Source organism: Rhizobium sp. RAF36, from assembly GCF_052114105.1.
Lineage (GTDB): Bacteria > Pseudomonadota > Alphaproteobacteria > Rhizobiales > Rhizobiaceae > Rhizobium.
In genome coordinates this window covers 1,077,868-1,097,050 of record NZ_JBFREC010000001.1, presented here as the reverse complement: position 1 = coordinate 1,097,050, position 19,183 = coordinate 1,077,868, and the positions used below count along the sequence as shown (strand labels likewise).

The window sequence follows — 19,183 nt, the reverse complement described above, 5'->3', positions numbered from 1 at the left end:
CTGGGATAATATAGATCGAAACTATCGATGGATTAGATATGCTCCCAAACCCCACCCTCGATCAGCTGCAGGTGTTTCTGACCGTTGCCGATACCGGCAGCTTCTCGGCCGCCTCGCGCGTGCTGAACCGTGCGCAATCGGTGATCAGCTACACGATCGCCAATCTTGAGGCGCAGCTGGAAGTCGAGCTTTTCGAGCGCTCCGGCGCCCGCCAGCCGAAGCTGACCAAGGCCGGTCATGCGATGCTCGCCGACGCGCGCCGCCTTGTTGCCGATCTGGAAGTGATGCGCGCCCGCGTGAAAAACCTGAAGGAAGGGCTGGAGGCTGAGCTGTCGATCGCGATCAGCGTCATGGTGCCGTCGCAGGCCGTGGTGATGGTACTGCGCGAATTCCGCGTCAAATTCCCGTCGGTCACAGTCAACCTGATGGTCGGCGAGCTCGGTGAAGTCATGAACATGGTCGCAACCGGCGATGCGACCGTTGGCATCGGCGGCGCGCTGATGAAGCAGGACGATACGCTGGTTGCGGAGCGGATCGGCCATTCATTCATGATTCCCGTCGCCGCACCCTTCCATCCGCTCGCCAAGCTGCGCCGCCCGCTGACGCTTTCGGATGTCCGCGAAGAGGTTCAGATGGTGGTGCGCGATACGTCTGGCATTACCAATGGCCGCGATTTCAACGTGCTGTCCTACCGGACGTGGCGCGTCAGCGACATCGCCATCAAGCACCAGCTAATTGCAGGCGGCCTTGGATGGGGTGGTCTCCCAGCTTCGGTGTCACGCGATGATCTGAACTCCGGCAAGCTCGTGCAGCTCGATCTCCCTGCCTATGAGCAGGGCGAGTACCCGATCTACAGCCTTCACAAGATCGCCAATCCCCCGGGTCCGGCAACCGCCTGGCTGATCGATCGCTTCCGCAATCTCCTGTCGATGTGCCCGAGCCATAGCGAATTCCAGGAGCAGCTTGCCGCGCTGACCTCGGTGCAGGAAGCGGCAGAATAGGCCGGCGCTGCCGCCGGCCCCGTCGTCAGCAAGACCGGTTCGTCAGAGAACCAACCGGAACTTGGCGAAGCCCTCGTTGGCATCGCCAGCTTCCTCGATCTTGGCGCCCTTGATGTCACCCAGGAACTGCTTCGCTTTCGGCCCGCTTTCGAAGATGGCGGTGGTGCCGGGCAGGGACTTGAAGGTCCAGTTGCCGTCAGCCGACGGATTGATCGTGCCCTGATCGTGAATGAAGCGGACGATGACGTCGCGGTTCGTATCCGGTGCCTGGAACACCACCTTGTCGGAGGCGATCTCGGGGAACTTGCCGCCGCCGCCAGCGCGATAGTTGTTGGTCACCACGACGAACTTCTGCTTCGGATCGATCGGCTTGCCTTCGAATTGCAGGTTCTGGATGCGGTTCGAAGCCGCATTCACCGCCTTGCCGTCATTGTCGTACTTGCGCGGCTGCGACAGGTCGATCTGATAGGTGACACCGTCGATCACATCGAAATTGTAGGACGGGAAGTCGTTGTTCAGCAGCGGGGTATCCTTGGACCCCACCTTCACCTCGTTGAACATCCCGGCCGACATTTCCAGCCAGTTCTTCACCTGCTCGCCGGCGATGACGACCGCCTGCACGGTGTTCGGATAGAGATAGAGGTCCGCGACATTCTTGATCGCCAGGTCGCCCGCCGGAACGTCGGTATAGTAATCGGCGCCGCCGCGGCCACCGGCCTTGAAGGGCGCTGCTGCCGAGAGAACAGGCAGATCCTTGAACTCGGTATCGGCAAGCATCTGCTTGATGTACCAGGTCTGCGCCTGGCTGACGATCTGCACCGAGGGATCGTCGGCAACCAGTGCGAAATAGGAGTAGAGAGGCGCTGAAGTCTTGCCGACAGGTGTCCGCACATAGGCGAGCGTTGCCTCATGCTCAGCCTTCGCGGCTTCCACCACTTCCTTCTTGTCGGCGACGTCGGCCACCACCTTCTTGCTCTCGTCGCGATGATAGATCGGCCGCGCCTCGGCAGTGAAATCGACGATCTTCCAGCTCTTGCCGTCCTTCTCCAGCAGCAGGTCGATCAGCCCGAGATGCGATCCCCAGAAGCCGGCCATGACAGTCGGTTTGCCATGCAGAGTTCCCTTGACGGGATCCGCATTGGCAATGCCGTCCCAGGTCTTGGGGCCAGGGAAGACCAGATGCTGGTGACCGGTGAAGATCGCATCGATGCCGTCGACGGCAGCAAGATAGAGCGAGGCGTTCTCCATCTTTTCCGATGGTGCCGTACCGTCGATACCGGAGTGGGACAGCGCGATGACGATATCCGCACCCTCTTCCTTCATCACGGGAACCCAGGCCTTGGCGGCCTCGACGATATCGCGGGTCTGCGCCTTGCCTTCGAGGTTCTTGACATCCCAGAGCATGATCTGCGGCGGCACGAAGCCGATAAAGCCGATCTTGACCGGGCTCTCGTTGCCGGCACCATCCTTGATCTGCTTTTCGACGATCATGTAGGGCTTGAAGAACAGATCGTCCTTCTTGGGATCGGAGGCCAGCTGGCCCTTGGTGAGATTGGCACAGACGAACGGGAAGTTCGCGCCGCCGAGCACCTTGAACATGAAGTCCAGGCCATAGTTGAACTCGTGATTTCCGAGTGTGCCGACCGTATAGCCGAGCGTGTTCATGGCCTTGATCACAGGATGGACGTCGCCGTCCTTCATGCCGTGCTGATAGGCCATGTAATCGCCCATCGGATTGCCCTGCAGCACGTCGCCATTGTCGATCAGCAGCGAGTTGGCAGCTTCCGCTCGGATCGAATCGATGATTGTCGCGGTGCGTGAAAGTCCCATCGTGTCGTTCGGCTTGTCGGCATAGTAGTCGTAGGGAAAGACGTTGACGTGAATATCCGTCGTTTCCATCAATCTCAGATGCGCCTGGTTGGCGGCGGCGCGGGCGGTGAAGGGATGGAGCAGGACGAGGGCCGAGGTCGCGGCGATTCCGCTGAGCAGAGACCTGCGGCTGATCGGGTGCAAATCGAGAATGGAAGACATCAAACACTCCTTCAAAAAATCACGCAACGCCCAGCCCGGGGTCGAACGTAGAATGATTTGCACGGGAGTGCATCCGTAAAATGACAGTGGATCGGCACGCAGTCGAAACCGGGCCGATCCACGGTGATGGCTTCAGGATTGCGTCAGCGCGCCAATACCGGCTTCACGTCGCGGTGGAAGAAACGGAAGTAGGAGGCGACCTTGGCGCGGGCGTTCGAGTTCGGATCGAAGTGAATGCCGAGGCGGCCGTTGTGGCTCCAGCGGATGATTCCGTCCAGCGTTCCCAGGTCCTCGGCTTCGATATAGACGCGGCTACCCGAAGAGGCCGCGACCGGCGTTCGAAGATCGACGGCGATGCCTGTTGTCGACAGATCGACGATGCGGGCGTCGATGATCTGATTCAGATAGCGCAGCTTGCCGAAGATGCGGCAGCGCTTGCGCTCCGACTTGCGGGTGATGATGTTCAGATTGCGTGTCATACAGCTCCCCAAAACGATTTGAGGGAACTGTAGCAACGGAAAATTGAAATCTTTTTAGACAGTTCGATAAAATTGCACGAAATCTAATGCGCTTTGGCGGCCTGCCGCGACACCACATGTTCGCGCCAGATGGTGAAGATGCCAGCCGCCACGACGATGACCGAGCCGATGACTGTGGTCAGGCTGATGCTCTCGCCGAAAATGGTGACGCCGAGGATCGAGGCGTAGACGAGCTGCAGATAGGTGAGCGGCTGCACGGCTGCCGCATCCAGCATGTCGTAGGCGCGAATCAGGAAATAATGGCTGGAAATGCTGGTCATGCAGACCAGCGCCATCCAGCCCCAATCGCCCGGCAGCATCCAGGTCCAGTAGAAGGGACCGATCAGCGTCATGGTGATGCCGCCGACGACGCCGGTATAGAAGAAGCTGGTCATCGAGCTGTCGTCGCGCGACACCAGACGTGTCGCGATGACATAGAAGGCGAAGATGAAGCAGGAGACGATGGCGAGCATCAGCTTGACGTCGAAGAACTCGCCCTCCGGCTTCAGGATCAGCAGGACGCCGAAAAGCCCGGCGCCGATCGCCGTCCAGCGCCGCCAGCCGACGCGCTCGCCGAGGATCGGCATGGAGAGCAGGGCGATGATGATCGGCGTCGCCGCAAAAATCGCCTGCGAATGCGCCAGCCCAATGACGGCAAAGCAGGTAATGGCAAGCACGACCTGAACGGCAAGCAGAACGCCGCGCGTCACCTGCAGCAGCGGCCGCCTGGTGCGCGCCGTCTGCCGGATGCCGCCGCGCATCTTGGAGGCCAGCAGGATGGTGAAAAGCGCAAAGGCCCAATAGCGGATCATCGTCACAAAGATCGGTGGGTAGAGCCCGCCGAGATGCTTGGAGATCGCATCCTGTGCCGAAAAGATCGTCAGCGCCAGAAGGACGAAGATATAGCCTTGCGTCTTGGATTTCATGTCTTGCAGTCAGGCATTGGGGGTGTCCGCTTGCCACAAGCTTGGTCAGGATTCCAGGCGCTTTGCAAGGTCTCAGAAGCCGACATTCGGCCGGTCGAAGATTTCGCGCAGCGCAAAGCTGGAATTGATCTTCACGACATGGGGGAGCGCCGAGAGCCAGTCGCGGTGGATGCGCTCGTAATCTTCGAGATCCCGGGCCGCGACGCGCAGGATGTAGTCGTATTCGCCCGACATCAGATAGCACACCAGCACGTTCGGACAGCGCTTCACCGCCAGTTCGAATTCCGACAGCGTCTTGGCGAACTGGCCCGACAGCGAGATATGGACGATCGCGATCATCTTGTATTCGAGCACCTTATTGGAAAGGCGCGCGTGATAGCCGGCGATCGCTCCGTTCTTTTCCAGGATGTCGAGACGTCGAGAACAGGCCGAAGCCGAGAGGCCCACCTTGTTGGCAAGTTCGGCGTTGGTGATCCGGGCGTTTGCTTGAAGCACTCTCAGAATCGCAAGATCGATACTGTCGAGTTCAGACATTCGAAAAACCTTCGGTTTGGGTCGATGAAACCGCACAATCTTCGAAAAATAGCTTTCAGGCAATACCTCTTTGCAAGGACATTTCGCAACGGCAGTGGTTGGATTCACCCATTGAAAACGTCCCGCGCCAAGCGGGCATATATGAGAGGAACGCTCCATGCGTGTCGGTTGCCCGAAGGAAATCAAGAACCATGAATATCGTGTCGGTCTGACACCCGCTTCGGTTCGTGAATATGTCGCCCATGGCCATGAAGTCTGGGTCGAAACCAAGGCAGGCGCCGGCATTGGTGCCGATGATGCCGCCTATGCCGCCGCCGGCGCGAAGATCGCTGCCACGGCCAAGGAAATCTTCGAAAAGTGCGATATGATCGTCAAGGTCAAGGAGCCGCAGCCTTCCGAATGGGCGCAGCTTCGCGATGGTCAGCTTCTCTATACCTATCTCCATCTCGCGCCGGATCCGGAACAGACCAAGGGTCTGCTCGCCTCCGGCGTGACCGCGATCGCCTATGAGACCGTCACCGACGAGCGCGGTGGTCTGCCGCTCTTGGCGCCGATGTCGGAAGTTGCCGGACGCCTGTCGATCCAGGCCGGCGCCACGGCGCTGCAGAAGGCCAATGGCGGCCTCGGCATTCTCCTTGGTGGTGTCCCCGGCGTTCTGCCTGCCAAGGTCACCGTCATCGGCGGCGGCGTCGTCGGCCTGCATGCCGCCAAGATGGCGGCCGGTCTCGGTGCCGATGTCAGCATTCTCGACCGTTCGCTGCCGCGCCTGCGCCAGCTCGACGATATCTTCAACGGCCGCGTCCACACGCGTTATTCCAGCATCCAGGCGCTCGAGGAAGAAGTGTTTTCGGCCGACCTCGTCATCGGCGCCGTGCTGATCCCGGGCGCTGCCGCACCGAAGCTCGTCACCCGCGAAATGCTCTCGGGCATGAAGAAGGGCTCCGTCATCGTCGACGTCGCCATCGACCAGGGCGGCTGCTTCGAAACCTCGCATGCAACGACCCATTCCGAGCCGACCTATGAGGTCGATGGCGTGGTGCATTACTGCGTCGCCAACATGCCTGGCGCCGTGCCCGTCACCTCGGCGCATGCGCTGAACAACGCAACGCTGGTTCACGGCCTGGCGCTCGCCGACCGTGGTCTGCGCGCCATCGCCGAAGACAAGCACCTGCGCAACGGCCTGAACGTCCACAAGGGCCGCGTCACCTACAAGCCGGTCGCCGAAGCGCTGGGCTACGAAGCCTACGCACCGGAAAGCGTACTCAACGTCGCGTAATTCCCATCGCGCTACGTTAGATGAAGGCGCCGGCTTCGCGAGAGTCCGGCGCCTTTTCTATGCGGCACTGGAAGCAGTTGTTGCGTGCCGAGCGGACATGCACATAGGCGATACCAGGCCGCTCCAGCAGGCCACCGGCATAGGCCGGGATATCACGCGTCGGCGTTACCGCGCCGGTGCCGTAGACGATGCGGTTGTTGTCGGAATAGCCGCGAACGATGTAGTCGGTACTGCTGAGAACGGGCGGGACGATCTCTTCGGCCTGGTAACGCTCGCAACGGCGCTTGTGCAGGAAGATCGGCCCGGTTTCCGCATAGGGCTGCATTTCGGGAAACGGCCGGTAGGCGAAAACCAACAATTCCTCACCGGCGTCGATATTCCCAAGGCAATGGCGGCAGGGATGGCCGGGCCCATCGGACACCATCGTTTCCGGCAGGAAGCCATAAGAATCGGTGCCGCCATTCCAGAGCTGTTCGGCGTCGGCAGTCGGCATTGCGGAAAAACGGATATCGGTCATGGCGGTCTCCTCAGGGGTCCGCCATGAAATGCGCCTTTATCAGGAAGCGAACCACCCGATTCCTGCCGAACTTCAGGCAAGCCTATCGGCGTCGAGTGTCTTCTTCGAATTATCGAATGCCAATTTCAGTCCCGCGAAGCCCAAGATTTGCGGTAGGGGGGCTAAGTTGAGCCCTCCGAACTGCAATGTTGGAAATACCTCACTGCCAGCCGGCGAATCCACCGCGACCGCGTTTGGTCCCATGTCTGCCACCTGCAGACCGGGAATCATCTTGATATCCGCGACCTTGACGAAAAGATCGCCAAAGACGCTCTTCACGTCGGCGGCGACAGCGGCGCCGCTTATGCTCATCGTCACGTCCTTGACCGACGGCGCGTCGTTGTCGATGAATTTGATGATTTCGTAATGCATGGGGTCGTTGAAGGATTTTCCCCAGCGAAAGCCATGATGCTCGAAGACCGGCGCAATCGGGGCGGTGGTGCAGCCGAGACATTTGTCGTCGGCGTTGAGGTCGATCGCGATTCCGAACGAGTGGTTGGATGGCTCCTTGCTGAGCGCGCCCGACGTTGGCTTCTTCAGCCGCTGATAAAAGGCGCCGGCGCAGCTATCGATATGTTTCAGTAGCCCGAGATTTTCGATGTCTTCGAACGCCGCCAGTAGCTGCTTTTGTCCACGCTTGTGAAACTTGATCACCCCGTTATTCGTGTTTGGGATATGCTTCAGCTGCGGAACGGTAACGTTGACTACGTCGGCGGAATTGAAGCCGTCAATGAAGGTGATTGGATCGCCACGCCGCCAATCATTGTGCTTTGTCTTGAATTTCACGACCCCGAAAAGCGGGTGATTATAAGTCCCTATTGGCATCGTCATCCCTCCCTCAGATGAGGTTGAGAATACTGCATCGGGCTGACGAAATCCATCTTAAGTTGCGTTCGATGTAGCAACTCAAGGTATATACGGGTTGCACTCAGCCCTTGCGGGCGATCTCCAGCAATTCCTTGTCGCTCAGCGGCCGGACGATGCCGGTGCCGGTCGAGACCGGGGAGAAGCCGAACATCTGGTAGAGCTGCAGCGCGCGGGGATGATCGAGATTGTTGGTCGTCGTCAGCACCCGCTTCGGGTTCAGCGTCCAGATCGCATAGAGTGCCTGCAGCAGGAACCATTTGCCGATGCCGAGGCCGAGCGCGTGCTCGATCAGGCCGAAATGCGACAGCTCGATCGTGTCCTCGTCCTGGCAGAAATACTCATAAAATCCGCCGGGTGCACCGTTGACATAGAGCACGCTGATATTGTTGCGCTTGTCGTGGAGCGTTGCGGTCAGCTGTTCATCGGTCAACCGGAGACGGTCGACCCACTGCCAGCGGGCTCCGACCTGCCGGTAGAGGTGGCGGTAGAAGGGCAGCGGGATCTCGGTCGTCCGCATGATCGCCGTCTGGATATTGACAGGCATCGGCAGGCTCGCCTTCGGCGGCGAGGTCATTTCAAGGCGAGTGATATGGGCGGAGAGCGACGAAGGAGATTTTGCCATGCGCTCAAGCCTTGATCGGATCGGGCGGGCCGGTGACGACAGGCGTGTCGTCGCGGCTGCCCCATTCGCTCCATGAGCCGTCATAGAGCTTGTTGTCGGTATGGCCGAGTGATTCCAGCGCCAGCGTGATGATGGCCGCGGTGATGCCGGAACCGCAGGACGTGACGACGGGCTTCGACAGGTCGATGCCGGCGTCCTCGATCGTCTGCTTCAGTTCGGGCAGCGACTTGAAGCGGCCCTGTGTGGCGAAGACGCCGGACGGAAGGCTGCGGGCGCCGGGCATATGGCCGGAACGCATGCCTGCGCGCGGCTCGGGCTCGGCGGCGGCAAAGCGTCCGGCGCTGCGGGCATCGGCGATCTGCAGCGCGCCGCTCGAAACGATGTGGCGCATGCGATCGAGCGTGACGACGCGGGCTTCGTCGTAGTTTGTCTTGAAGATCGCAGCCGGATAATCCGGCTTTGCCGTTTCCAGCGGACGTCCCTCGGCTTTCCAGCCATCGAGACCACCGTCGAGCACGAAGACGTTCTTTGCGCCCATCACCCGGAACATCCACCAGACACGCGGCGAGGCGAACATGCCGATGCCGTCATAGACGACGATCCGGTCGTTCTCGCTGATGCCGAGCGTGCCGGCTTCGACAGCGAAATAGTCGGGCGAGGGGATCGTATGGGGCAGGTTGGTGGAGTGATCGGCGATCTTGTCCTGATCGAAGCGGATCGCACCCGGGATATGGCCTGCCGCATATTCGGCATCGGCGTCGCGCTTCTGTGCCGGCAGATAGAAGGAGGCGTCGAGGATACGCAGATCAGGCTTTCCAAGCTCGCCCTGCAGCCAATCGGCCGAAACGACGAAGCGGCTCTTGTCTTCACTCATTCTGCTCTCCCTGATCTCTTGATGCAGCCTTTAAACGGCTGACTTACGCCTCGTCGCCGGGAGCGCCGAAACGGATGCGGAAGCGGCGGTTTTCCTTGCCCTTCTTTTCGATCTTGGCAATGTGAATCTGCCCAACTTCCTGCGTTTCCGACACATGTGTCCCGCCGCATGGCTGGCTGTCAATCGCGGAATTCTCGCCGATGCAGACAAGGCTGACGCGCCCGAGACCCATTGGCGGGCGCACGTTCTTCGACTTGACGATACCAGGGTTGGCGGCGAGCTCGTCGTCGGTGATCCACTGCAGATAGACGGGATGGTTCTGGTTCACCAGCTCCATCATCTTTGCCGTCACCTCGTCCTTGTCGATCGTTTCGCTCATGTCGAAATCGACACGGCTCTCGTCCTCACCGACGGCGGCACCGGTGATCGGGAAAGAACAGACGACGGAGAGCAGATGGCAGGCGGTGTGCATGCGCATCAGCTTGTAGCGGCGCGGCCAGTCTACATGCAGCACCAGTTTCTCGCCGACATCAGGACGTGGCTGCCCCTCCAGCGGTACATGGATGATGATATCCTTGGCAGCGCCGTGCTTCGTCTGGCCGAGTTCTATCTTCGAGCCGTCGGCGCGCTCCAGAAAGCCGGTATCACCCGGCTGTCCGCCCGATGTCGCGTAGAAGCAGGTCTGGTCCAGTTCGATGCCCCCATCGTCGTGGACGGCGGTGACGACCGCCTCCGATGTCGAAAGGTAGAAGTCGTCACGGTAGAGGGCATTGACTGGCATCGGGTCTCACGCTGCTGGTTCGTAGGGTATGTTGATATCTGCCGCGGACTTGATGAATCCCGGAACCGGCAGGCCCTTGGACTTCAGGAAGTCGGCGTTGAAAAGCTTAGACTGGTAGCGGTTGCCGTAGTCGCAGAGGATTGTCACCACCGTGTGACCCGGGCCCAGATCCCGTGCGAGATGAACGGCACCGGCGATGTTGATCGCAGTCGATCCGCCGAGGCAAAGCCCCTCATGCTCGACAAGATCGAAGACATAGGGAAGCGCTTCGGCATCGGTGATCTGATAGGCGAAATCAGGCGTGAAATCTTCGAGATTGGCGGTGATGCGCCCTTGGCCGATGCCCTCGGTGATCGAGGAGCCCGAGGATTTCAGTTCGCCGTTCTTGTAGAATTCGTAGAGTGCCGCGCCTTCAGGGTCGGCAAGGCCGATCTTGATGTCCTTGTTGAAACCCTTCAGACCGGCCGCGACGCCCGCCAGAGTGCCACCGGAGCCCACGGCGCAGATGAAGCCGTCCACCTTGCCATCGGTATCCTGCCAGATTTCCCTGGCGGTCGTCTCGATATGTGCCTGACGGTTGGCGACATTGTCGAACTGGTTGGCCCAGATGGCGCCGTTCGGCTCGCTCTTTGCCAGCTGTTCGGCAAGACGTCCCGAAACCTTCACGTAGTTGTTCGGGTTCTTGTAAGCGACGGCAGGCACTTCCACGAGTTCGGCGCCGAGCAGCCTGAGCGCATCCTTCTTTTCCTGGCTCTGGGTCTCGGGAATGACGATGACGGTGCGGTAGCCGAGCGCCTTGGCGACGACGGTCAGGCCAATGCCGGTATTGCCGGCCGTGCCCTCGACGATCACGCCGCCAGGCTTCAACAGGCCCTTCTTCTCCGCATCGCGGATGATGTAGAGCGCGGCGCGATCCTTCACCGACTGGCCCGGATTGAGGAATTCAGCCTTGCCGAGAATGGTGCAGCCGGTCGCTTCTGACGCGCTCTTCAGCTTGATGAGCGGGGTGTTGCCGATCGCTTCGATCACGGAGGGGTAGAAGGTCATGGAATCTGCCTCTTTGGAGCTCTTACTGTAAGAACGGTCTTTTCCCTTCACAAGGCAGGGTTGGCAAGAAATGCTATTCCTCGCCATTGCCCGCGCCGGTAAAATTAGTCTTCAGTTTCGGGAAGTCTCGAAGTCGGCCCAAAAGTGGCGGGTGATCCGAAGATTGACTTTCCGCGTATGGACGACGACAAGCAATTGCGGAGCGCAGGAACAGGGCGTGGCCGAAACCGATATGGTTCATGAGCATATAGACAGTGTCGATGCATTGATGGCGCATTATGTCGCCGGTTCATTGCCAGAACCGGCGCGCGTGCTTGTGGCCTCCCACCTGGAACTGAAGCCGGATAACCGCGGCCTGGTGACGGATCTGGAACTGCTGGCCGGCGAAGCCCTCGAGCTGACGGACGGCACGCCGATCGCCGATCGCGACCAGCGCCTGCAGGCGATTTTTGCTTCAAAAGACATGCCATCGGCTGCCCGCGTGCCGAACTCTGCCAGGCCTGTCTTCCCACGCCCCATCCGCGAGCTTGTCGGCTTCGATGCCGATACCGTGCCGTGGAAGACCAAGCTTCCCGGGTTCAAGGAATATTCGACGGACATAGATGGCTGCGAGGTCAGCCTGATGTGGATCCGTCCCGGCCGTGCGCTTCCCGCCCATACCCACAAGGGCATGGAGCTGATCCTCATCCTCGACGGCGCCTTCATCGATGAACGCGGCCGGTTCGGGCCGGGCGATATTTCCGTTGCCGACGAGACCCTCAACCACCGGCCGGTCGCCGAAAAGGAGCGTCCGTGCATTGCTTTTTCCGTGCTCGACGCACCGATCAAGCTCACGGGATCGTTCCGCCAGCTGATCGGCGATCTGATCGGCTGAAAGCAGCCACAATAGCGTGATATGAGCTTGAATCCGGGAGCACTCGGGGAACTTCCGGACGTGGTTTGGGTTGAGTCCGGCAGTCTTGGAGGTATTTCATATGCGCGATTTCATTGCCCGCCCCGAACACGGCATCGTCTGGATTTCAGGCGCCAGTTCCGGCATCGGCCGAGCCTTGGCGCTGAAGCTCGCAGGCGAGGGCTACAAGGTTGCCGTCACCGCCCGGGATCACGAAAAGCTTGCCGAACTGCAGTCCGAAGCCAACGGCCTTTCGGGCAGCATCATCGTTCTCGACGGTGACGTGACCGATGCCGAGGACATGGAACATGTGCTCGCCTCGATCGAATACGAACACGGCGCACTCGCCATGGCGATCTTCAATGCCGGTGTCTATCTGCCCGTTCATGCCGAGGAATTGCATATTGCCGACTTCGAAAAGACTTTTGCGGTGAACCTCTCCGGCGTCGTCAACTGTCTGGTGCCTGCCGTCCGGCACATGAAGGGCAAGGGGCAGGGACAGATCGCCATCGTCTCGTCGGTGACGGGCTATGGCGGGCTGCCAACGAGCGCTGCCTACGGCGCCAGCAAGGCTGCACTTATCAACATGGCCGAGAGCCTGAAGTTCGATCTCGACAAGATGGGAATCCGCATCCAGATCATCTGCCCGGGTTTTGTCGATACGCCGGCAACGCAGAAGAACGAGTTTCCGATGCCGTCGCTGATATCCGTCGAGGAAGCGGCGTCGGAGATCGCCGCCGGCCTCAAATCCCAATCCTTCGAGATCAGCTTCCCGAAGCGCTTCACCTATCAATTGAAGTTGCTGCGCATGCTGCCCTATAGCCTGTACTTCTGGCTGCTGAACCGCTCGACCGGCTGGAGCGAACGGCCGGTCGGAAAGCACAGCCATCACCCCGTCACTCCCCATCCGGCCGAGTGATCAGCGGCTTTCGATCCGATGGCGCAGCTCGCGATGCTTTGCCTCGTCGAGTGGAAAATTCCACATCAATGCCACGGCGCCGAGCTTCAGCGCGATCGGCACCCATGCGTAGATGGCGCCGAGCGCCGTCAGCGCAGCAGGCGCGTTGTCTGCTCCCTTCGCGGCATCGAAGCCGAACAACGCCAGGGCGGGAAACACCAGCCCTGCAGCCACGGCCAACGAGGCCTTGGTCGCCAGTCCCCAGGCGGCGAAATAGAGGCCGCTGCGCTGTTCGCCCGAATTCGCCGTATCCTCGTCGATCACGTCGGCCTGCATCGCAGGCGGCAGCGACAGATCGAAGCCTAGCATCAGCCCGGTCAGGACACAGATAAGGCCGAACGAATAGACGGCACCCGGCGGCAGCAGAGGTGCCACGGCAAACACCAGACAAGCGGCGATCATCGCCAGACACCAAGCGCGGTGCTTACCTGCTCGTTTGGCGGCAAACGCCGCCAGGGGCACTCCGGCTATTCCGGCAAGGAAATAGATGAAAAGCAGCGGACCGCGTGCCTCGGGCATGCCGAGCCTCGCAGAGACGAAATAAAGAAACAGCGTGGCGGGTATTCCGTTGGCAAGCCCGTTCATGAAATAGGCGGAGAGCAGCCGGACAAACGGACGATTGGCGGCGAGATAGCCGAGCCCCTTGCGCCAGCCGACGATCGCAGCCGTATGCTCCGAAGGTTCCGGGACTTTCGATAGGGTAAACGCGCCGATCACTGGCAGCGAGATGGCGACGGCAATGCCGAGCACGGCCAGTCCCGAAATGCCGCCCGCCGGATCAAGGCCGATTGCAAAGGGCAGGACGATGGCGATCAGGGTTCCCACCAGCGTCGTCGCTTCGCGCTGTGCGGCAAGCGAAGTGCGCCCCGCATAATCGCTGACCAGTTCGGCGCCCCAAGCCGAATAGGGCACCAGCGCCAGCGTAAAGCCGAGGGAAAGCAGGCAGCCCCAGAATCCGAGCCAGACCACTGTCGCACCGGCAGGCGGCGCATAGAGCGCCAGTGCCGCGATCGCCGCCACCGGTAACGACAGCGCGAAGAAGAACCGCCGTCGCCCGAATCTCGGCCGGTAGCGGTCGGCAAGCAAGCCGATAATGGGATCGCAGACCGCATCGAAGACCCGGACCAGCAACAGCGTCAGCCCGACGGCCGCAAGCGGCAGACCGAGCGTCTCGGTATAATAGGTCGGAACGACGGCATAGAGCGGCAGGCCGAGCGCTGCGAGCGGGGCGGCGGGCAGCGCATAGGCGAGGCGGGTCGCGGCTGTCACATTTGCTCCATGCCGCTCGCCGCTCATCCGCTGCCGTCAGCTGCGCGAAAAGACGACCTGGCGGACGTCGATATTCTTGGCGCGGAATCCTGCCTCGCAATAGAAGAGGTAGAATTCCCAGAGGCGCTTGAAACGCTCGTCGAAGCCCATCGGCCGGACCCGCTCCCAGACATTCCAGAAGCGTTCGCGCCATTCGGCCAATGTCCGGGCGTAATCGAGGCCGAAGCCGAAATCCTTCACCAGCGACAGATCGACCCTGCGGCCGAGTTCCGCCAGATGGTCCTGCGTCGGCAGCATGCCGCCCGGGAAGACGTATTTCTGGATGAAGTCGGGATTGCTGCGATACTGATCGAAAGCCTCGGGTTTGATGGTGATGATCTGCAGCCCGGCCTTGCCGCCCGGCTTCAGGCATTCGCGGAGCTTTGAGAAGTAGGCGGGCCAGTATTTTTCGCCGACGGCCTCGAACATCTCGATCGAGACGATCCGGTCGTAGAGCCCTTTCTCGTCGCGGTAATCCTGGAAACGCAGCTCGACTCGGTCGGCAAGCCCCGCCTTGCGGATGCGCTCTTCCGCAAAGGCCAGCTGCTCGCGGCTGATCGTCAATCCCGTCACCTTGCAATTCATCTCGCTGGCGGCGAATTCAGCGAAGCCGCCCCAGCCGCAGCCGATCTCCAGCACATGATCGCCGGGCCTGATGCCGGTCGCTTCGGCGAGCGCCCGGTATTTGGCGTTCTGTGCCGACTGCAGATCGTTGGCGCCGGTGGAATAGAGCGCCGACGAATAGGTCATCGTCGGATCGAGCCACTGTTTGTAGAAGTCGTTGCCGAGATCGTAGTGGGCCGAAATGTTGCGCTTCGAGCCCGTCTTGGTGTTGGTGTTCATCCAGTGGCGGATGCGCTCGAACACCCGCATGATGCCTTTCCTGCCGTTCGAATATTTTTCGGCCGCCTCGCCGTTGATCAGGAACAGTTCGAGGAAGGCGGTAATGTCGGGGCTCTGCCAGTCGCCGTCCATATAGGTCTCGGCAACACCGATCGTGCCGCTGGTCATAGCCCGGCTGGCAAGGTTCCAGTTGTTCAGCTTGACGGCGGCGCGGGGACCCTCGATCCGTCCTTCGATCAGCGCCTTGCGTCCGTCCGGAAGCTCGAGCGCCAGCGCACCGTGCTGCATCTGCAGGAGGCCGCGCAGCGCGAACTTCGCCTTCAGTGGCAGACCCTTCGAAAAGCGGCCAAGATTATCGGCCGTCAGCGCCAGTGCGCCGCGGGCAAAGGAATTCCAGTCTTCTGCAGTGGTCATGATCGGTTCCTCCAGCCGTTAGCCGGTTAAGGACGGAGATTGCATGAGCCAGCCCCCCGGCATTTCTGCGAACGCTAATGTCATTCAGCAGCTTCTGCAATATGGGATGGATGGCGCACACTTACCGGCGGCGGCGGGGCAGGGCGCGAGATGTATTTCGCCCCCTTGATCCAGAGCTTGAGCGCCTCCCAATGGATGCCGGCGACGATCTTGAAGGTCAGGAAGGGAATGCGCGCCGTCAGCCCGGCAAGGGTGGCGGTGGCGAGCGGCTTCATCGCGCCGGAGAAGGTCGCCGCGAGCAGCGGTCCCTGCCGATCTGTCTCCAGGATCCGCCAGCGGATCTCGTCGCCCGGCGGAAGCATGCGGAAGTGATAGTCCATATCCATGCCGATGAAGGGAGAAACATGGAAAAGCTTGCTGCAGCTCTGCCGCAGCCCGCTGTCCGAAAGGTCGCCAAGGCCGACGGGGCAAACATAGGTGTGCCGCTCGCCAAAAGTGTTCCTGACCTCGTAGATCATGGCGATGAGATCGCCCGACGCACCATAGGCGTAATAGACGGAAATCGGATTGAACACGTAGCCGAGGATACGCGGATAGCAGACGAGCAGAATGCGCGCCGCCCGTTCACCAAGCCCGGCGTCCTCGAGCAGCCGGTCGGCATAGGCGCGCAACGGCATCCCGGCGGTACCGGTGTGATCGGCTTCGTAAAAAGCGACGAGGTTGCGGCTGTTGACGGAGAAGACCGGCGACAGGCCGTCGGCTTCCGCAAGCCGGTCGAGATCGATGAGCAGCGAGAAGACTTTGTACTGGAAGCGGTGCCCGAAGGGCTTCATGCGCTGGTGCATGACGCTGCCGCAATAGAGCGCGGCGGCGGCATCCGGCGGCGGACCGTTCCGTCCCATGCTCGCGCCATGTCTTTGCGGGCGGGCAGTCACGCCGCCGCGTCCAGAAGAGGTTCGCGGGAAGAAGCCTGGGTGGCCCGCCAGGGGATCACCCCGCCCAGGGCTTCCGCCGCCGCTAGGCCGGATACGAGTCCATCCTCATGGAACCCGTAGCCCGTCCAGGCGCCCGCGAAATAGCAATTGTTGTTTCCCTGGATCGACGCGATCTCCCGCTGGGCCGCCATGCCTTCCGCCGAGAATTGCGGATGCTCATAGCTGAACTCGGCAAAGACCTTCGCCGGATCCGGCTCGCGCCCGGGATTGAGCGTCACGAACAGCGGCAGCGTGGGATCGATGCCCTGCAGCCGGTTCATCCAGTAGCTGACGGCAACCTCGGCGCGGCCATCGTCCTCGCTGGAGCGCAGGTAGTTCCACGATGCCCATACCTTCTGCCGCTTGGGCATCAGCGACAGATCGCGGTGCAGCACGACGCGGTTCGGCTGGTAGGGTACGGCCCCGAGCAACCGCTTCTCGCGATCGGTGGCATCGACGAGCATTCTCGCCGTCTGGTCGCTGTGGGAGGCGAAGATCACCTTGTCGAAATGCTGCTCGTTGCCGCTGTCGTCGATCACGGTCACGCCATCAGCGTTACGCATCACACCGCGCACGCCGCAGGAAAGCTTCAGCCGGCTGCCGAGCGGCGCCAGCAACTTTTCCAGATAGTTGCGGCTGCCGCCGGTCACGGTCCGCCACTGATGCTGCTTGGTGTAGATCAGCCGGTGATTGTCGAAGAAGTTGACGAAGTGTTCGGCCGGAAACTGCATCATCCGCTGCGATGGCGTCGACCAGATGGCAGCCGCCATCGGCACCAGGTAATTGTTGGTGAAGCCAGGGGAAAAGCCGCGCCAATCGAGATAATCGCCGATCGAGCGTGATGCCAGATGGCCGGCGGCGCGGTCTTCCAGGCAGGTCTTGTTGAAGCGCAGGATCTCGCGGATCATCAGCAGGAAGGACGGGCGCAGCAGGTTGCGCTTTTGGGCAAACAGCGAGGAGAGACCGCAGCCGCTCCATTCAAGACGGCCCTCGTCCAGCGACAGCGAGAAGCTCATGTCGCTGGCATGCGTTGCGACGTCGAGCTCCGCAAACAGCGCGGTCAGATTGGGGTAGTTGCATTCGTTATAGACGATGAAGCCGGTATCGACCGCGATGTGCTTCCCGTCATAATCGACATCGACGGTCGCCGTGTGTCCGCCGGGGCGGCTGTTCTTTTCGAACAGCGTGACGTCGTGCACCGGATTGAGCGCCCAGGCAGCCGAAGCACCCGAAATGCCGGAGCCGATCACGGCGATCCTCAAGCGTTCCTGCGGTGGCCGGGCGATGTGAAAATGCGCGTTCATGCAGCGTCCTTTATGGCGTTGTAAGCTTTCAGCGCGCGGTCGCGGGCGGCGGCGTGATCGACGATCGGTTTTGGATAGGTGTCACCAAGAATGATGCCAGCTTTCTCAAGCACCGCAGCCGGTGCATCGAAGGGGCGGTGGATGTATTTGGTGTCGAGCTTTGCGAGCTCGGGGATGAATTCGCGCACATAGGCGCCGTCTGGATCGAACTTCTCGCCCTGCAGCACCGGATTGAAGATGCGGAAGAATGGCGAGGCATCGGCGCCGGAGCCCGCGACCCACTGCCAGTTGGCCGCGTTGCTCGCCGGATCGGCATCGACGAGCGTGTCGCGGAACCACTTTTCGCCGCGCCGCCAGTCGATCATCAGATCCTTGATCAGGAACGAGCCGGTGATCATCCTGACGCGATTGTGCATGATCCCATGCCGCCAGAGCTGACGCATGCCGGCGTCGACGATCGGATATCCCGTCAGGCCGCGCGTCCAGGCGTCGAAATGCGCCTTGTTGTTATGCCATTCGAAGCCGTCGAAACGATCGTTCCAGTTGGCGTAGGGCAGCTTCGGGAAGTGGAAGAGCAGATGATAGCAGAATTCCCGCCAGGCAAGCTCCTTGCGGAAATGCACGAGATCATCCGGCGAAACACGTTTCGACAATCCCCGCGTCGCATCCCAGATGCGGGCAGGCGATATTTCTCCGAGTGCCAGATGCGGGGACAGCATCGAGGTGGCTGTAACCGAGGGGAAGTCGCGATCCTTCTTGTAGCCGCTCAGGCGATCGTCGACGAAATCGGCAAGCTTCTCCAGCGCCGCATCCTCGCCAGGCGTCCAGACCTCGTCGAAGGCCGACGCCCAGTTCGGCTTCGCCGGTAGCAGCTTCCAGGAAGCAAGGCTTTCCGATTGCGGCCAGTGGCGGGGGAACGCGATCTTCTTCGGCGCTTCCAGCGGATGCGGCGGCTCTCCGGAGCCCTCCAGCGCCCGCCAGAACGGCGTGTAGACCCGGTAGGGCGTGCCGGCGCCGGTCTTCAGCTTAGAAGGCTCGTGCAGCAGCTGCCCGGCAAAGCTCTGCGCCTGTACGGCCTGCCGCTCCAGTTCGTGCTTGATGCGCGTGTCGATGGCGATCCCAGGCGGATCGTAGCGGCGGTTCCAGAGCACCGTTTCGGCACCCGTCGATTTGATCAGCGCGTGCAACACATCGAGCGCGTTGCCGCTCAAAAGCACGAGCTTGCTGTGATGTTTTTGAAGCGAGCGGTCGAGTGCTTCAAGAGAGTGGTGAAGCCACCAGGCCTGGGCAGCGCCAAGCGGGCCATTGCCCGACGATTCGGGCTCGCGGATATAGATAGGAATGACCGGCTTTCCCAAGGCGCAAGCCTCGTGCAGCGCGTGATTGTCGTCCAGACGCAAATCCTTGCGAAACCAGACAATAACCGGTTTTTCCACTGCCTTCGCCAACGCCGTCAT

The 19,183-nt window shown here is 61.0% G+C and carries 19 protein-coding genes; 4 read left to right on the top strand and 15 right to left on the bottom strand.

The window, feature by feature from the left end; genetic code table 11:
• The first annotated feature begins 38 nt into the window (after positions 1-38).
• Positions 39-1,001 carry a LysR family transcriptional regulator gene (locus AB4Z25_RS05495; RefSeq protein ID WP_112387932.1) on the top strand — a complete coding sequence of 321 codons (963 nt, stop codon included), beginning with the start codon at positions 39-41 and terminating at the stop codon, positions 999-1,001.
• A gap of 42 nt (positions 1,002-1,043) precedes the next feature.
• Here the strand turns inward: AB4Z25_RS05495 and AB4Z25_RS05490 are convergent, their stop codons facing one another.
• The 4 genes from AB4Z25_RS05490 to AB4Z25_RS05475 all read right to left on the bottom strand — a co-directional run bounded on the left by AB4Z25_RS05490 (position 1,044) and on the right by AB4Z25_RS05475 (position 5,010).
• Positions 1,044-3,032 (bottom strand): bifunctional 2',3'-cyclic-nucleotide 2'-phosphodiesterase/3'-nucleotidase, encoded by a 1,989-nt coding sequence (locus AB4Z25_RS05490; protein ID WP_112539721.1) that lies wholly within the window; start codon positions 3,030-3,032, stop codon positions 1,044-1,046.
• A gap of 143 nt (positions 3,033-3,175) precedes the next feature.
• Complete coding sequence (locus AB4Z25_RS05485; protein WP_112513846.1) at positions 3,176-3,511, bottom strand: PilZ domain-containing protein; 336 nt, start codon at positions 3,509-3,511, stop codon at positions 3,176-3,178.
• An 83-nt stretch (positions 3,512-3,594) separates the two neighbouring features.
• Entirely contained in the window at positions 3,595-4,476 is an 882-nt protein-coding gene (locus AB4Z25_RS05480) for a DMT family transporter (protein WP_112539719.1), read from the bottom strand.
• Between the two features lie 72 nt (positions 4,477-4,548).
• Positions 4,549-5,010: an Lrp/AsnC family transcriptional regulator gene (locus tag AB4Z25_RS05475; protein WP_112539717.1), complete on the bottom strand. Its 462-nt coding sequence runs from the start codon at positions 5,008-5,010 to the stop codon at positions 4,549-4,551.
• 157 nt (positions 5,011-5,167) lie between these two features.
• On the opposite strand from AB4Z25_RS05475, the gene ald reads away from it, so the two are divergent.
• Positions 5,168-6,286: an alanine dehydrogenase gene (gene ald / locus AB4Z25_RS05470; protein WP_112387937.1), complete on the top strand. Its 1,119-nt coding sequence runs from the start codon at positions 5,168-5,170 to the stop codon at positions 6,284-6,286.
• Between the two features lie 16 nt (positions 6,287-6,302).
• Here ald and AB4Z25_RS05465 read toward each other — a convergent pair whose 3' ends face one another.
• From AB4Z25_RS05465 to AB4Z25_RS05440, 6 genes are all read right to left on the bottom strand, one after another.
• Positions 6,303-6,803 carry a DUF1203 domain-containing protein gene (locus AB4Z25_RS05465; RefSeq protein WP_112539715.1) on the bottom strand — a complete coding sequence of 167 codons (501 nt, stop codon included), beginning with the start codon at positions 6,801-6,803 and terminating at the stop codon, positions 6,303-6,305.
• A 72-nt stretch (positions 6,804-6,875) separates the two neighbouring features.
• A complete protein-coding gene (locus AB4Z25_RS05460; protein WP_112539713.1) occupies positions 6,876-7,673 on the bottom strand; it encodes a M15 family metallopeptidase in 798 nt (265 codons plus the stop codon).
• A gap of 97 nt (positions 7,674-7,770) precedes the next feature.
• On the bottom strand, positions 7,771-8,331 hold the full coding sequence (locus tag AB4Z25_RS05455; protein WP_112513840.1) for a GNAT family N-acetyltransferase: 561 nt from the start codon (positions 8,329-8,331) through the stop codon (positions 7,771-7,773).
• 4 nt (positions 8,332-8,335) lie between these two features.
• Complete coding sequence (gene sseA / locus AB4Z25_RS05450; protein ID WP_112539711.1) at positions 8,336-9,205, bottom strand: 3-mercaptopyruvate sulfurtransferase; 870 nt, start codon at positions 9,203-9,205, stop codon at positions 8,336-8,338.
• A gap of 43 nt (positions 9,206-9,248) precedes the next feature.
• Positions 9,249-9,986 carry an alanyl-tRNA editing protein gene (locus tag AB4Z25_RS05445; RefSeq protein WP_112539709.1) on the bottom strand — a complete coding sequence of 246 codons (738 nt, stop codon included), beginning with the start codon at positions 9,984-9,986 and terminating at the stop codon, positions 9,249-9,251.
• A 6-nt stretch (positions 9,987-9,992) separates the two neighbouring features.
• A complete protein-coding gene (locus AB4Z25_RS05440) occupies positions 9,993-11,033 on the bottom strand; it encodes a cysteine synthase A (RefSeq protein ID WP_112539707.1) in 1,041 nt (346 codons plus the stop codon).
• A gap of 217 nt (positions 11,034-11,250) precedes the next feature.
• On the opposite strand from AB4Z25_RS05440, the gene AB4Z25_RS05435 reads away from it, so the two are divergent.
• Both AB4Z25_RS05435 and AB4Z25_RS05430 read left to right on the top strand, forming a co-directional pair.
• Entirely contained in the window at positions 11,251-11,907 is a 657-nt protein-coding gene (locus AB4Z25_RS05435) for a ChrR family anti-sigma-E factor (RefSeq protein WP_442207892.1), read from the top strand.
• Positions 11,908-12,007: 100 nt separating this feature from the next.
• Entirely contained in the window at positions 12,008-12,844 is an 837-nt protein-coding gene (locus tag AB4Z25_RS05430) for an SDR family NAD(P)-dependent oxidoreductase (RefSeq protein WP_112539705.1), read from the top strand.
• Here AB4Z25_RS05430 and AB4Z25_RS05425 read toward each other — a convergent pair whose 3' ends face one another.
• The 5 genes from AB4Z25_RS05425 to AB4Z25_RS05405 all read right to left on the bottom strand — a co-directional run bounded on the left by AB4Z25_RS05425 (position 12,845) and on the right by AB4Z25_RS05405 (position 19,174).
• Positions 12,845-14,152 carry an MFS transporter gene (locus tag AB4Z25_RS05425; protein ID WP_442207891.1) on the bottom strand — a complete coding sequence of 436 codons (1,308 nt, stop codon included), beginning with the start codon at positions 14,150-14,152 and terminating at the stop codon, positions 12,845-12,847.
• 36 nt (positions 14,153-14,188) lie between these two features.
• Positions 14,189-15,448, bottom strand: coding sequence for an SAM-dependent methyltransferase (locus AB4Z25_RS05420; RefSeq protein WP_112539701.1), 1,260 nt, complete (start codon positions 15,446-15,448; stop codon positions 14,189-14,191).
• Positions 15,449-15,528: 80 nt separating this feature from the next.
• The gene (locus AB4Z25_RS05415; protein WP_112539698.1) at positions 15,529-16,383 is read right to left on the bottom strand and encodes a DUF1365 domain-containing protein; all 855 of its coding nucleotides are present in this window, start codon (positions 16,381-16,383) and stop codon (positions 15,529-15,531) included.
• Entirely contained in the window at positions 16,380-17,726 is a 1,347-nt protein-coding gene (locus tag AB4Z25_RS05410; RefSeq protein ID WP_442207890.1) for an NAD(P)/FAD-dependent oxidoreductase, read from the bottom strand. Before AB4Z25_RS05410 ends, AB4Z25_RS05415 begins: the two co-directional genes overlap by 4 nt.
• A complete protein-coding gene (locus tag AB4Z25_RS05405; protein WP_112539815.1) occupies positions 17,723-19,174 on the bottom strand; it encodes a cryptochrome/photolyase family protein in 1,452 nt (483 codons plus the stop codon). The genes AB4Z25_RS05410 and AB4Z25_RS05405 overlap by 4 nt, the downstream gene beginning before the upstream one ends.
• Positions 19,175-19,183: the final 9 nt, after the last annotated feature.

Excerpts from the sequence above, each read along its gene's own strand:
- ald (WP_112387937.1), top strand. The coding sequence starts at position 5,168 with ATGCGTGTCGGTTGCCCGAAGGAAATCAAGAACCATGAATATCGTGTC.
- AB4Z25_RS05475 (WP_112539717.1), bottom strand. The coding sequence starts at position 5,010 with ATGTCTGAACTCGACAGTATCGATCTTGCGATTCTGAGAGTGCTTCAA.
- AB4Z25_RS05420 (WP_112539701.1), bottom strand. The coding sequence starts at position 15,448 with ATGACCACTGCAGAAGACTGGAATTCCTTTGCCCGCGGCGCACTGGCG.
- AB4Z25_RS05490 (WP_112539721.1), bottom strand. The coding sequence starts at position 3,032 with ATGTCTTCCATTCTCGATTTGCACCCGATCAGCCGCAGGTCTCTGCTC.
- AB4Z25_RS05430 (WP_112539705.1), top strand. The coding sequence starts at position 12,008 with ATGCGCGATTTCATTGCCCGCCCCGAACACGGCATCGTCTGGATTTCA.
- AB4Z25_RS05485 (WP_112513846.1), bottom strand. The coding sequence starts at position 3,511 with ATGACACGCAATCTGAACATCATCACCCGCAAGTCGGAGCGCAAGCGC.
- AB4Z25_RS05440 (WP_112539707.1), bottom strand. The coding sequence starts at position 11,033 with ATGACCTTCTACCCCTCCGTGATCGAAGCGATCGGCAACACCCCGCTC.
- sseA (WP_112539711.1), bottom strand. The coding sequence starts at position 9,205 with ATGAGTGAAGACAAGAGCCGCTTCGTCGTTTCGGCCGATTGGCTGCAG.
- AB4Z25_RS05480 (WP_112539719.1), bottom strand. The coding sequence starts at position 4,476 with ATGAAATCCAAGACGCAAGGCTATATCTTCGTCCTTCTGGCGCTGACG.
- AB4Z25_RS05455 (WP_112513840.1), bottom strand. The coding sequence starts at position 8,331 with ATGGCAAAATCTCCTTCGTCGCTCTCCGCCCATATCACTCGCCTTGAA.
- AB4Z25_RS05495 (WP_112387932.1), top strand. The coding sequence starts at position 39 with ATGCTCCCAAACCCCACCCTCGATCAGCTGCAGGTGTTTCTGACCGTT.
- AB4Z25_RS05460 (WP_112539713.1), bottom strand. The coding sequence starts at position 7,673 with ATGACGATGCCAATAGGGACTTATAATCACCCGCTTTTCGGGGTCGTG.
- AB4Z25_RS05410 (WP_442207890.1), bottom strand. The coding sequence starts at position 17,726 with ATGAACGCGCATTTTCACATCGCCCGGCCACCGCAGGAACGCTTGAGG.
- AB4Z25_RS05445 (WP_112539709.1), bottom strand. The coding sequence starts at position 9,986 with ATGCCAGTCAATGCCCTCTACCGTGACGACTTCTACCTTTCGACATCG.
- AB4Z25_RS05465 (WP_112539715.1), bottom strand. The coding sequence starts at position 6,803 with ATGACCGATATCCGTTTTTCCGCAATGCCGACTGCCGACGCCGAACAG.